Source organism: Hydrogenophaga sp. (genome assembly GCF_036675665.1).
Taxonomy (GTDB): Bacteria; Pseudomonadota; Gammaproteobacteria; order Burkholderiales; family Burkholderiaceae_C; genus Hydrogenophaga.
Map to the genome: position 1 here is coordinate 168,863 of NZ_JAKFEO010000037.1, position 12,350 is coordinate 181,212.

Sequence of the window (12,350 nt, forward strand, 5' to 3'; positions counted from 1 at the left end):
TCTTATCAATCGATGAAGCCTAAAGTCACTCCATCGCAACCGAAACACATGGAGAAGCAGCATGATCGAACGTCGTCCTTTCAAAGATCTTGGCGGTGCCAACCACGGCTGGCTTGACGCCAAGCACCACTTCTCGTTCGCCGAATACCATGACCCCGCACGCATGGGATGGGGCCCACTGCGGGTATGGAACGATGACACGATTGCCCCTGGAACGGGCTTCCCACCCCATGCCCACGCGAACATGGAAATCATCACGTATGTCCGTGAGGGCGCCATCACGCACCAGGACAACCTGGGCAACAAGGGTCGCACCGAAGCAGGCGACGTGCAGGTCATGAGCGCAGGCACTGGTATCCGGCACTCCGAATACAACCAGGAGCCGGGCGTCACGAAGATCTTTCAGATCTGGATCATGCCGGACGACCGCGGACAACCCCCGTCGTGGGGCGCCAAGCCTTTCCCCAAAGGGGATCGTTCGGGCAGTTTCGTGGCATTGGCCAGTGGTATGCCCGGTGACGAGGATGCGTTGCCGATCCGCACGGCAGCCCGTGTCCTGGGCGCCTCGCTGAAAGCGGGTGAGTCGACCGAGTACCACCTCGGGCGAGGTCGCCGCGGCTACCTGGTGCCCGCCACCGGCGCCGTGCAGGTGGATGGCGTGACGCTGGAGGCACGCGATGGCGCTGCGATCAGCGACGTGGAGACGCTGCGGGTTACCGCTTTGTCAGACGCAGAACTGGTGTTGGTCGATTCAACAAACTGAGACGCAGCGCGCAATCGTTCAAAAAATCGCGCAAACCGTCTAGCCAGCAGCGGACGAAGACCGTAAGGTCCACCGCCGTGTGCCAGCCACGCCGTCGCCCCGGGCTCACCACCGGGTGCGACAGAAGCACCGCAACGCCCCGATGGCGCTGGCGCCAGCGCTCTCTCTTTCCCCCAACCTGATTCCGAGGACCCCAAATGCCCATTACCGCCACACCAACGCCCGGCGCCAAGCTGCTCAACCCGCACGACCACACGCTGGTGATGATCGACTTCCAGTCGCAAATGGCTTTCGCCACGCACTCTATTGATCCCGTGCAACTGCGCTCGAACGCCGCGCTGGTGGCCAATGCGGCCGCCGGCTTTGGCGCCTCGACCATCCTGACCACCGTGGCGGAGAAGAGTTTCTCCGGCCCCATGTTCGATGAGGTCACCACGCCGTTTCCCAACCAGAAGTTGCTCGACCGCACCTCGATGAACACCTGGGAGGATGTCGCGGTGATCGCCCGCATCAACGACATCGGCAAGTCGCGCATCGTGCTGGCAGGCCTGTGGACGAGTGTCTGCATTGTTGGCCCCGCGTTGTCGGCGATCGACCAGGGCTTCGAGGTGTTCGTGATTGCCGACGCGTGCGGCGACATCTCGGCCGAGGCGCACGAGCGCGCCATGCAGCGCATGATTCAAGCGGGCGTGCAACCCATCACGTCACTGCAGTATCTGCTGGAATTGCAGCGCGACTGGGCGCGCACCGAAACGTATGCCATGACGACGGGCATCGCGCAGAAGTGGGGTGGTGGTTACGGCCTCGGCATCAACTACGCGCGGGCCATGTTCAACGCACACGAAGGCTGAGGTCCTCCCGATGACCGAACGCATTCACCCCGAACTCGTACTGCACGGCGGTCAGATCACAACACTCGACCGGTCGAACCCGACGGCGAGTGCCGTTGCCATCCAGGATGGTCGTTTCGTTCGGGTGGGCTCCGACCGCGATGTCATGGAACTCGTGGGACCTGACACCCGCGTGATCGACCTGCGGGGCAGGCATGTGCTGCCCGGATTGATCGACAACCACCTGCACATCATTCGCGGCGGCCTCAACTTCAACCTTGAGTTGCGCTGGGATGGTGTGCGCAGCCTGGCCGACGCCATGGACATGTTGCGCCGCCAGGTCGCCGTCACCCCCGCTCCGCAGTGGGTGCGCGTGGTCGGTGGTTTCAGCGAGCACCAGTTCGCCGAGAAGCGTTTGCCCACCATTGCCGAATTGAATGCGGTAGCGCCCCAGACGCCCGTGTTCCTGCTGCACCTGTACGACCGAGCCTTGCTCAACGCCGCCGCGCTGCGTGCGGTGGGCTACACCCGCGACACCCCTGCGCCACCGGGTGGAGAAATCATGCGCGACGCCAGCGGCAACCCAACAGGACTGCTGCTGGCCAAACCCAATGCATCCATTCTGTATGCGACCCTGGCCAAGGGGCCGAAGCTGCCGTACGAATACCAGCTCAACTCCACGCGTCATTTCATGCGCGAACTCAACCGCTTGGGCGTCACGGGCGCCATTGATGCCGGTGGCGGCTTCCAGAACTACCCGGACGACTACCGCGTGATCCAGGAATTGGCCGATGCCGACCAGCTCACGATCCGACTGGCGTACAACCTTTTCACACAGAAACCCAAGCAGGAAAAAGAAGACTTCCTTCAATGGACGAGCACGTCGAAGTACAAGCAGGGGACGGACTATTTCCGCCACAACGGCGCGGGAGAAATGCTGGTGTTTTCAGCGGCAGACTTCGAGGACTTTCGACAGCCTCGGCCCGATCTGGCCCCGGAGATGGAAGGAGAGCTGGAGGAAGTCGTTCGCGTACTGGCACAAAACCGCTGGCCCTGGCGCCTGCACGCCACCTACGACGAAACCATCAGCCGCGCGCTCGATGTCTTCGAGCGCGTGAACCAGGACACGCCGCTGGAGGGCTTGCATTGGTTCTTTGACCACTGCGAGACCATCTCCGAGCGCAGCATCGATCGCATCGCAGCGTTGGGCGGCGGGATCGCGGTGCAGCACCGCATGGCCTACCAGGGTGAGTACTTCGTCGAGCGCTACGGGCCAGGAGCAGCCATGGCCACACCGCCCGTCAAGCGCATGCTGGAGATGGGCGTCAACGTCTCCGCCGGCACCGACGCCACACGGGTTGCCTCTTACAACCCCTGGGTTTCGCTCGCATGGCTGATCACCGGAAAGACGGTGGGCGGCATGCAGCTCTATCCGCAGAGGAATTGCCTGGACCGCGAGGCCGCGTTGCGCATGTGGACCGAAAGCGTCACCTGGTTCAGCAACGAAGTGGGCAAGAAGGGGCGGATCGAAGTGGGGCAGTTCGGCGATTTGATGGTGCCCGACCAGGACTTCTTCGCCTGCCCTGAATCCGACCTCGCCGACATCACCTCGCTGCTCACCGTGGTGGGTGGGAAAGTGGTGTGGGGTGCGGGCGAATTTTCCCCCCACGACCACAGCGCACCACCCCCAGCCATGCCGGACTGGTCGCCCGTGCGCACTTTCAAGGGATACGCCAACTGGGGAGAAAACGTTGGCGCGGAGGGCGCTCCTCTGCAGGCGGTCATGCGCAACGCGGCTGCCTGCGCCTGCGCCAACGACTGCAACCTGCACGGACATCAGCACGCCACGGCCTGGAGCAGCCAGCTCCCGATCGCCGACCTCAAGGGGTTCTGGGGCGCTCTGGGCTGTGCGTGCTGGGCGGTGTGATGCACGCCTTGCGCGACTGGTTTACCGCACCCTGGGTGCAATGGATCGCCTTGCTGTTCCTGTGCTCGGCCTACCTTCAGGGAGCGTGGGACAAGCTGAGAGACTTTCCGTCGGCAGTCGTCGAGGTGCGCCACCTCGGTCTGGCCCCTGTGGTGCCGCTGGCGGTCATGACCATCGCTGTGGAGTTGGCCGGTCCGCTGATGGTGTTGAGTGGGTGGAACCGTTGGCTCGGCGCGCTGCTGCTCGCCGGGTTTACCGCATCGGCCAACCTGCTGGCAGACCGCTTCTGGACCAGGCCCGCATCCGAACGCCGTCAACTGGCGAACGCGTTTTTTGAACACTGGGGACTGGTCGGCGCGTTGGTGCTGGTTGCCTGGATTGATTTAGGAGGCTTGCATGCCCGCTGATCCCAAGCACACCGAAAGCGCTGCCTCGGGCAGCTTTGCGCCGCTGCGCCTGCCGGTTTTCGCCGTGCTGTGGGCAGCGACCGTTCTGGGCAACATCGGCAGCTTCATGCGCGACGTGGCGAGCGCGTGGATGGTGACCGAGTTGTCCACCAACCCTGCCGCCGTGGCGCTGATTCAGACCGCTGCCACACTGCCGATCTTTCTCCTGGCCATCCCGGCTGGGGTGCTGTCGGACATTCTCGATCGCCGGCGCTTCCTGATCGGCATCCAGGTCCTCCTGGCGCTCGTCAGCGGAACACTCCTGGTGCTGGCTCGCACGGAGACACTCACGGTGGAGTACCTCATTGCGTTGACCTTTGTGGGCGGCATCGGAGCCGCGTTGATGGGGCCCACCTGGCAGTCGATCGTGCCCGAGCTGGTCCCCCGCAGCGAGCTGAAGAACGCAGTCGCACTCAACTCGCTGGGCATCAACATCGCTCGCGCACTAGGACCCGCCGTCGGTGGCTTGCTCCTGGCAAGCTTTGGCGCTGCTGCTGCTTACGGAGCTGACGTGCTGAGCTACGCGTTCGTGATTGCAGCACTGCTGTGGTGGCGACGGCCCGCCACGGTGGACAGTGGGCTGTCCGAGCAATTCTTCGGGGCTTTTCGTGCGGGCCTGCGCTATGCGCGTGCCAGCCGTGAACTGCATGTGGTTCTGCTGCGTGCGGCCGTGTTCTTTCTGTTCGCCAGTTCGGTCTGGGCTTTGCTCCCGCTGGTCGCGCGCAACATGCTCGGCGGCACGTCAGGGTTCTACGGCCTGATGCTGGGCGCCGTGGGAGCAGGAGCCATCGTCGGCGCGCTTTTTCTGCCGCGCTTGCGCGCTCGAATGAACGCAGACGGACTGATGCTTCTGGCATCGCTTCTCAGCGCGGGCGTGATGGCTGCGCTGTCGGTCGCACCGCCACAGTGGGTGGCTGTTCCGCTGATGTTGGTGCTCGGCGTGGGCTGGATCATCGCGTTGACCACACTCAACGGCGTCGCGCAGGCGGTGTTGCCCAACTGGGTGCGTGGCCGTGGCCTTGCGATCTACCTCATGGTCTTCAACGGTGCGATGGCCGGGGGCAGCCTCGCCTGGGGCATCGTGGCGCAGGAGATTGGCATCCCGCTGGCGTTGCTGGTGGGCGCTGTGGGCCTCACGGTGGCTGCGTTCGTGTTCCACCGCGTGCATCTGCCAACTGGCGAGGCAGATCTCCAGGCATCAAACCATTGGCCGGAGCCGATGCTCACCGAACCCGTGGCACATGACCGGGGGCCGGTCGTGATCCAGATTGAGTACCGCATCCACAAGCACGACATGCCCGCCTTCCTTCACGCCATGCAGCATGTGGCCCGCGAGCGTCGGCGCGATGGCGCGTACGCCTGGGGAGTGGCCGAACACACAAGCGACCCCAACCGGGTGATTGAATGGTTCCTGGTCGAATCCTGGGCCGAACATCTGCGGCAGCATCACCGCGTCTCGAAGGCGGACGCCGACATGCAAGCGGAGGCACAGCGCTTCCATGTGGGCCCCGACAAACCCATGGTGCATCACTTCCTGGCGCTGGACATCAAGGACGGTCGGCCTGCCGATGACGCAAACAGGGTCGCCTCATGAGAGAAGCCCCCGAACCGAAGGCCTCACCTTTTGCCGAGAAGCCTCTTCTCGCTCGCCTGCCCATTGCGATGTTCGCCACCGTCATGGGCATCGGTGGGTTGGCCAACGCCTGGGCGGCCGCGCACCGCATGTTCGGTTTTCCGATCTGGGTCAGCCAAATCCTGCTCGGGATTGCCGTGGTGGTCTTTGGCGTCCTGTTTGTTGCCCATCTCGCCAAATTCCAGCTGTGCTTCTCCGCAGTGAAAGAGGAGTTCGGGCATCCCGTGCGATCCAGCTTCTTTCCGACCACCTCTGTGGCCGCCATCGTGCTGTCCATCGGGCTGCGCGACTATTCGATCGCCGCGGCGCAGGCGCTCTGGTGGCTTGGTGCGTCCGCTCACCTGGTGTTTTCCATCACGCTGATTCGCCGCTGGATCTTGCATGCGCAGGACGAGGGTGTTCTCACCCCCGCCTGGTTCATTCCCATTGTCGGCAATATCCTCGTGCCAGTGGGCGGCGTGCCGCTCGGGCACGGGGAGATCAGTTGGTTCTTCTTCTCGATCGGTCTGGTGTTCTGGCTCGTGTTTTTCACCATCGTCATGCACCGCGTGCTGTTCGTCCCCGCGATGAGCCAGCGCAGCATGCCCACCCTCTTCATCCTGCTTGCGCCACCCTCCATCGGCCTGTCGGCTTACCTGGCGTTCACACACGGGCAGCCGGGCGCGCTGGGCGACATCTTCTTCAGCCTGGCTCTTTTCATCGCAATCCTGTTGGCCAGCTTGGGACGCCATCTGGCGCACGGTCCCTTCTTCATGAGTTGGTGGGCCATGACTTTCCCCGCCTGCGGCTGGGCAGGGGCCACGCTGGGCTACTACCAGGCCAGGCCCTCAATAGCGACCGCCTCGATCGCCGCACTGGCCTTGACGGCGGCCACGTGCGTGCTCGGCTGGGTGGCCGCGCAGACCGTTCGACACATGCTCAGCGGGGCGGCTTTCCGCGAGGACTGATCCTGGGTGCTGCCCTGGGCGCAACCGGGGTCGTCGGCCTAGCGCAGCTCTTGCCCGGCGATGTCGCCTGACAAAAACCGATTCGGTTTGATGAAGAAGGACAGGACCAGCGCGCCGCCGACGGTGCGGGCGATGTGCCGGTTGCCCTTGGGCCGCCACACATAGCTGCCTGCACGCGCCTCACCTTCCTCGTCATAGATGCTGCCTTCCAGCACGTAGGATTGCTCGATCTCAACGTGTTCGTGCAAGGGCAGGACGGTGTTGGGCTGCCAACGGAATAGGGCGGTCAGAAGACCACTTTCCGGGTCTTCCATCAAACGTAGGGCGCCAGAGTAGTTGCTCTGACGCATCCAAGAAATCAAGGATTTACATGACCTTGTGCCACATGGCTGGCCCTGTCCAGGCCAAAGTTGGTGCGACTGGCCTACTTCGTTGCCATAGCTTTTGCGACTGAACTTCAGGCGTGAAGACTCTATCGTTCAGCTCGACAATCAGGCCCGCGATCACTGCCTGATATAGACAAACCGGCCTCCATGAAACGCGGGGCGGTTCAGGAGCGTGTTGCAGCCCAAACTGCCTAGCCCGCGGCTTGACGCTGACATGGTTGGGGTCGCAGCCTTCTTTGCCGGCGCTTGAACAAGTTCAGCATGTCGTAAACGCAAGCAGTCGGTAGACCCTCCAACTACTGGTAACGCGCGCTGCCCGTCTTTCGATGCCGGATGGCTTTGCGTTAGTGCCGCGTTGTCTACCGCAGCGACGGCCGCGGGAAATCCCCTAGCAATGAGGACGGCATTTTGTCGGCCTGCTAACAGACTTGATTTCGCTGCAGCCAGAAGATGGAGGCGCGTCATTCATTCTGAATGCGCCGAGGCGATTTCCAAGGAGACAAATATGTGCATGCCACGCGAAAAAGAAGGTTCGCACAATCGAAGGCACGCTTCGTGTGCCGCATTGCTGATGCTGTTGCTTGGAGGCTGCGGAGGCGGTGACTCGACAGCCACCGGTCCGTCCACGCCAGAGCCGGCTGCACCTGCACCTGTGCAGGTGCTTGCGGTCTCGAGTCCGTCGTTCGCGGTCAGCGGAGGCGATGCGCTGGTGGAAGTCGTTAGCTCCACCGCGCCCATTCAAAGCCTGCTCATCAAGGCAAATGGTCGCGACGTGACGTCAGCCTTTTCGGCGGATGCGCGAACAGGTCGAATGGTTGGTCTTGTGGATGGACTCAACCTAGGCGAGAACACGCTCACTGTAGAGAGCAAGGATGGCAGTGCCGTGATTCCCGCGTCACTGGCACTGACGAACCATCCCACGACCGGGGAGATCTTTGGTGCGCACCAGCGGCCGTGGGTCTGCGAGACGCTGGCCTCCGGGTTGGGCCCCCCACCGGCGCAAGGCCCGTGCGAGGCCCCTTCCGTTCTTGCCTGGTACTACCGGACCACTGCGGGGCACTTCAGTCCCCTCACATCCCTGTCCAAACCTTATCCGACGGATCTCGCGCAGACCACAACCACGGAGGGGAAGACGGTCGACTACATCGTGCGGGTCGAGTCCGGCGTGGTCAATGAGAGCATCTATCGCATCGCGATCATCGATGATCCCGCGCAGCCAATCAGCAATCCATGGAGCGCTGGCGGCAAGAAGCCGGGGGATGGCTGGAACGGCAAGCTCTCATACCCGTTCCAGGGGGGGCTGAGCCCCGGGTACCGCTCCGGCCGTGACTCGGTCACTTCCGCACTTGATCATGAGGCGTTGAAGAACGGCTTCGCGGTGGCGTACGGAACGCGGAACGCATATGGGACTGGCTCTGATGACGTTGTGTCTGCGGAGACCGTCATGATGGTCAAGGAACGCTTCACAGAGCACTACGGCATTCCGAAGTTCACCATCGGAAGCGGAGGCTCCGGCGGCGCTATGCAGCAACACCTGATCGCGCATGGATATCCCGGCCTGCTCGACGCGATCAACCCGGACAGGTCCTACCCGGACGGCCTCTCCATCGGCGCGGACGTTATCGACTGCCACCTGCTCTCCAACTACTTCAACACGATGGCTGTTCCAGGTGCCTGGCCTGGCTCCCGTCGCACAAACGTGGATGGTTATGCGGTCGCGACCAGCGGCTCCAGCGCAGGAAGCACGGTTTGCCAGACGGGTTGGTCAAGGATCGCCGAGTCGTTTCAGGAGGCCGAAGGTCTCGTTCGGGGGTTCGATGCGGTCGTGCCAGTTGGACTGCGGTACCACCCGGTGACCAATCCGACAGGCGCCCGTGCAACCGTCTGGGACAGCAACGTCCTGAGCCTTGGAAAGGATCCTCTGACTGGCTTCGCACGCACGCTCTACGACAACGTGGGGGTGCAGTACGGTCTGCAAGCATTGAATGCAGGACAGATCACGACAGCGGAGTTCCTCGATCTCAACGAGAGAATCGGCGGCCGTGACAGCGATGGAAACATCATCGCTGCGCGATCGAACGGTGATCCGACAGGAATTGCGAACGCATACCGTTACGGACGCGTCACGCTTGGAAGCAATCTGACTCTTCCGATCATCCAGACCCGAAACTATCGGGACTTCAACAATGACATCCATACTCGCGAACGATCATTTGCTTCGCTGGAACGCCTGAAGATGTTCAATGGGACGACCGACAACCTCGTGATGTGGACGCTGCCACTCGGGCAGAGTGTGACCGAGCAAGCGCTGTTGGGCCTGGATCAATGGCTGGAACGCATCGCGGAAGACAAGTCCACGAAGAGCTATGCGGAAAAAGTGATAGCCAACAAGCCGCCGACGCTGAAGAGCGGCTGCTGGGACGCGGCAGGTGTCAAGCTCGACGAAGAGCCTACGCTCAACCCGAACGCTGCCTGCAATCAGCTCTACCCGGTGCATGCCAATGTGCGGATGAAGGCCGGCGGACCGGTGAGCGGCCATATCATGAAATGTCAGTTGAAGCCCGTGAACTTGCAGGACTATGCAGTCTCGTTCACCACGGCGGAGATCGTCCAGTTGCAGGCAATCTTTCCACAGGGCGTATGCGACTGGACGAAACCGGGGGTAGGCCAGTCGGAGGCAAAGGGGGAGAGTTGGTTCACCTATGCTGCCGCCGGTGAGGGAGTCTCACGGCAGGCGTTGGTGCCTCGCCGGTAGACGGCATCGGGAAAGGGCGGCTTCGGCCGTCCTTCCCGCTACGATTCCTTGATCGATCGCAGACCTTCGAGGTCCAGGACGAGGAGGCTGCCGTATTCCGCGCGCACCAGTCCTCGTTCCTGGAGCTCTTTGATGGTCTGATTGGCCGTAGGTCGGGAGAGCCCCGCCAGCTCGCCGATTTCCTCTTGGGAGATTTGCAGCAGCGGCCCTGCCCCCGCATAGAGGACCGGATTGAACAGGCAAAAGATCGCGGTAGCCACCCTCTTGACGGGTTCCACCGAACGGGATGCCTCCGTCATTGCGATGAACTGACCCACGCGCTCGTTCAGATGCGCAATGATGAAGTGGTTGAAATCGAGGTTGGTGTCCAACAGCCAGTGAAAGGTAGCGCGAGGGATGTGGATCACTCGAGAGGGCCTCATGGCCGTGATGTCGTAGCGCCTCATCTCGAACTTGATCACGGATCCTTCGCCAACCCAGCACCTTTGCGGCACGCCGGTGAACATGACCACCCTTCCGGCGTGCGTGACCGCGCTGACCTTGAGCAAGCCTTCCGCGACGCCAACCCACGAGTGAACGGGCTCACCCTTGCGCGCGACAACGTCCTTGGTGTCATGCGAGGTCTCGAATGCGTCCTCCACGACGCGGTCTGCAGCAGTCTTTGGCAACAACTGCATCCAGGAAGCAGCCCGAAGCAGTTTCTGGAAATTGCGGTCTGTGGACGCTGTTTGCATGTCACTTGTCAGGTGAGCAGCGGGATCAGCAAGTACGCCGGTATTGGAGTAGTGCCTGCGGAGCAACCGATCCAGTAGGCATCTTGTTGTCAGTAGTGCGCGCGGCGCGCGATGAAGTCCAGCACGGCGCGATTGAACTCCTGCGGTTTCTCGAAATACGCGGAATGCCCGGCGTCTTTGATCTCAGCGAGTTCGCTGCCTGCAACCAGTTCTGTCAACTCGCGCATCACGGCGACCGGCACGATCGGATCTTCACGGCCCACCAACAGCAGCGTCGGGCACGCAAGGCCTCGCAGTGCATGCACAGGGAGCAGTTTGCCTGGCTGCAGCAACGCAGCTAACGTCTCGCCCCATTCAGCGCTGGGAATCGAATGCGCGCTCGGATTGAAGTGGTTGATCTGGGCGTACAACTGCGCCTTGTCCGGATGGTTCTCCAGAAACCAGCGGCCGAGAGAACGCTGCTCCACGTTGACGGCGCGCTGCGTGATCCGCCTATTCGCGAAGATGTCCAGCAGAATGGAGTGGTCGATGCCCAGCGAGCTGTCGCAGGCCGCAAAAGCGGCAACTCGCTCGGGATGGTCCAGGGATAGCTTCAGTCCGATAAACCCCCCTAGCGATTGGCCGACGAGTGCGGCGCGTTCCAGTTGCTCGCGATCCAGGATTTCGATCACGTCCGCGGCGAAGTTGTCCAGCGCGAACTCCTGCACCGGCGCCACGGAGCGGCCGAAGCAGCGGATGTCCATGGTGATGCAGGTGTGGCGCGCGCTGAAGGCGGGCAGCTGCTGCCACCACGTAGCGGCGTTGGACCCGGCACCATGCAGGAATAGAACGGCCGGGCCTTCACCCTGGCGCTCGTAGTAGATGCGGCGCCCGCGGGATTCAATGAAAGGCACGGTCAGTTTGCCTTGATGTTCAGACTGCGTACCAGCTGGCCCCAGCGCTCAGTGTCGGCGCGCACCGTCTGTGCGTACTCGTCGGGCGTGGACGTGGTGGGCACCATGCCTTGGGACTCCAATTGCTTGACCACCATCGGGTCGTTGATGGCGACCTGCAAAGCCGCATGCAGCTTGCGCACAATAGGCGTGGGCGTTCCCTTTGGTGCGGAGATCCCCATCCAGGAACTGACTGTGAGTTGCTTGTAACCCAACTCCGCGAATGAAGGCACATCGGGAACCGCGGGGCTGCGTTGGGGGCTGGTGACCGCCAGCACCTTGAGCTTGCCGCCTTGCACGTGGCTGAGCGCGGTATTGGGCGGAATCACGATCACGGACACCACGCCGGCCAACACGTCCTGCAATGCCGGGCCACCCCCTTTGTAGGGAACGTGGGTGAGCTGGATACCGGCGGCACGCTGCAGCTGCTCCATCACCAGGTGTCCGGTGCTGCCGGCGCCGGAACTGGCGTAGTTCATCTTGCCCGGCTCCTTTTTGGCACGCTGCAGGAGATCTTCGAAGGTGTTGATGCCTGCGTCGCTGCGCACCACCAACCACTGCGCAGCCCGGCCGATCTCGCCGATGTGTTCAAAGTCCTTCACGATGTCGAAAGGCACGTTCTCATACATGCCCTGCACGATCGTGTTGAGCATGCCCGTCGTCGTGAGCGTGTAACCGTCTGGTGCAGAGACAGCGCCGGCTTGCGTACCGACAATGTTTCCGGCACTGGGTCGGTTGTCGATGACCACGGGAACCTTCAGTGCTTGGGACATCTGCTGGGCCACCGGTCGGATCACTTGGTCGTATGGACCACCCGCTGGCGCGGGAACGATGATGCGGACAGGGCGAGCGGGCCATTCGGCGGGCTGGGCGTGGACCACGGACGTGGCCAGGAAGCCGGCCGCCACGGCAGCTGCGAAGCGCAAAAGGTATCTCATGTTGTCTCCTTGTAGGTCCGCAATCTTCGGCCGAGCACCCATCGCCGTCGAATTAATTT

The 12,350-nt window shown here is 62.5% G+C and carries 11 protein-coding genes; 7 read left to right on the forward strand and 4 right to left on the reverse strand.

The window, feature by feature from the left end; translation table 11 throughout:
* Positions 1-61 precede the first annotated feature (61 nt).
* The 6 genes from V6M63_RS15470 (at position 62) to V6M63_RS15495 (ending at position 6,546) form a co-directional block, all read left to right on the forward strand.
* A complete protein-coding gene (locus V6M63_RS15470; protein ID WP_332743304.1) occupies positions 62-763 on the forward strand; it encodes a pirin family protein in 702 nt (233 codons plus the stop codon).
* A gap of 197 nt (positions 764-960) precedes the next feature.
* Complete coding sequence (locus V6M63_RS15475; RefSeq protein ID WP_332743306.1) at positions 961-1,614, forward strand: hydrolase; 654 nt, start codon at positions 961-963, stop codon at positions 1,612-1,614.
* Positions 1,615-1,624: 10 nt separating this feature from the next.
* Positions 1,625-3,520 carry an amidohydrolase gene (locus V6M63_RS15480; protein ID WP_332743308.1) on the forward strand — a complete coding sequence of 632 codons (1,896 nt, stop codon included), beginning with the start codon at positions 1,625-1,627 and terminating at the stop codon, positions 3,518-3,520.
* Positions 3,520-3,927 carry a DoxX family protein gene (locus V6M63_RS15485; RefSeq protein WP_332743310.1) on the forward strand — a complete coding sequence of 136 codons (408 nt, stop codon included), beginning with the start codon at positions 3,520-3,522 and terminating at the stop codon, positions 3,925-3,927. The genes V6M63_RS15480 and V6M63_RS15485 overlap by 1 nt, the downstream gene beginning before the upstream one ends.
* A complete protein-coding gene (locus V6M63_RS15490) occupies positions 3,917-5,560 on the forward strand; it encodes an MFS transporter (RefSeq protein ID WP_332743312.1) in 1,644 nt (547 codons plus the stop codon). Before V6M63_RS15485 ends, V6M63_RS15490 begins: the two co-directional genes overlap by 11 nt.
* A 68-nt stretch (positions 5,561-5,628) precedes the next feature.
* Positions 5,629-6,546, forward strand: coding sequence for an SLAC1 anion channel family protein (locus V6M63_RS15495; protein WP_332743314.1), 918 nt, complete (start codon positions 5,629-5,631; stop codon positions 6,544-6,546).
* A 38-nt stretch (positions 6,547-6,584) separates the two neighbouring features.
* Here V6M63_RS15495 and V6M63_RS15500 read toward each other — a convergent pair whose 3' ends face one another.
* The gene (locus tag V6M63_RS15500; RefSeq protein WP_332743316.1) at positions 6,585-6,896 is read right to left on the reverse strand and encodes a cupin domain-containing protein; all 312 of its coding nucleotides are present in this window, start codon (positions 6,894-6,896) and stop codon (positions 6,585-6,587) included.
* 547 nt (positions 6,897-7,443) lie between these two features.
* On the opposite strand from V6M63_RS15500, the gene V6M63_RS15505 reads away from it, so the two are divergent.
* A complete protein-coding gene (locus V6M63_RS15505) occupies positions 7,444-9,687 on the forward strand; it encodes a DUF6351 family protein (RefSeq protein WP_332743318.1) in 2,244 nt (747 codons plus the stop codon).
* A gap of 38 nt (positions 9,688-9,725) precedes the next feature.
* Here V6M63_RS15505 and V6M63_RS15510 read toward each other — a convergent pair whose 3' ends face one another.
* The 3 genes from V6M63_RS15510 to V6M63_RS15520 all read right to left on the reverse strand — a co-directional run bounded on the left by V6M63_RS15510 (position 9,726) and on the right by V6M63_RS15520 (position 12,291).
* Positions 9,726-10,421, reverse strand: coding sequence for a Crp/Fnr family transcriptional regulator (locus tag V6M63_RS15510; protein ID WP_332743320.1), 696 nt, complete (start codon positions 10,419-10,421; stop codon positions 9,726-9,728).
* A gap of 89 nt (positions 10,422-10,510) precedes the next feature.
* A complete protein-coding gene (locus V6M63_RS15515) occupies positions 10,511-11,314 on the reverse strand; it encodes an alpha/beta fold hydrolase (protein WP_332743322.1) in 804 nt (267 codons plus the stop codon).
* Positions 11,315-11,316: 2 nt separating this feature from the next.
* Positions 11,317-12,291: a Bug family tripartite tricarboxylate transporter substrate binding protein gene (locus V6M63_RS15520; protein WP_332743324.1), complete on the reverse strand. Its 975-nt coding sequence runs from the start codon at positions 12,289-12,291 to the stop codon at positions 11,317-11,319.
* Between the last annotated feature and the right edge of the window lie 59 nt (positions 12,292-12,350).

What these genes read in the sequence shown, in the direction of transcription:
- V6M63_RS15485 (WP_332743310.1), top strand. Translation starts at nt 3,520, where the DNA reads ATGCACGCCTTGCGCGACTGGTTTACCGCACCCTGGGTGCAATGGATC.
- V6M63_RS15475 (WP_332743306.1), top strand. Translation starts at nt 961, where the DNA reads ATGCCCATTACCGCCACACCAACGCCCGGCGCCAAGCTGCTCAACCCG.
- V6M63_RS15505 (WP_332743318.1), top strand. Translation starts at nt 7,444, where the DNA reads ATGCCACGCGAAAAAGAAGGTTCGCACAATCGAAGGCACGCTTCGTGT.
- V6M63_RS15500 (WP_332743316.1), bottom strand. Translation starts at nt 6,896, where the DNA reads ATGCGTCAGAGCAACTACTCTGGCGCCCTACGTTTGATGGAAGACCCG.
- V6M63_RS15520 (WP_332743324.1), bottom strand. Translation starts at nt 12,291, where the DNA reads ATGAGATACCTTTTGCGCTTCGCAGCTGCCGTGGCGGCCGGCTTCCTG.
- V6M63_RS15490 (WP_332743312.1), top strand. Translation starts at nt 3,917, where the DNA reads ATGCCCGCTGATCCCAAGCACACCGAAAGCGCTGCCTCGGGCAGCTTT.
- V6M63_RS15510 (WP_332743320.1), bottom strand. Translation starts at nt 10,421, where the DNA reads ATGCAAACAGCGTCCACAGACCGCAATTTCCAGAAACTGCTTCGGGCT.
- V6M63_RS15480 (WP_332743308.1), top strand. Translation starts at nt 1,625, where the DNA reads ATGACCGAACGCATTCACCCCGAACTCGTACTGCACGGCGGTCAGATC.
- V6M63_RS15470 (WP_332743304.1), top strand. Translation starts at nt 62, where the DNA reads ATGATCGAACGTCGTCCTTTCAAAGATCTTGGCGGTGCCAACCACGGC.
- V6M63_RS15495 (WP_332743314.1), top strand. Translation starts at nt 5,629, where the DNA reads ATGTTCGCCACCGTCATGGGCATCGGTGGGTTGGCCAACGCCTGGGCG.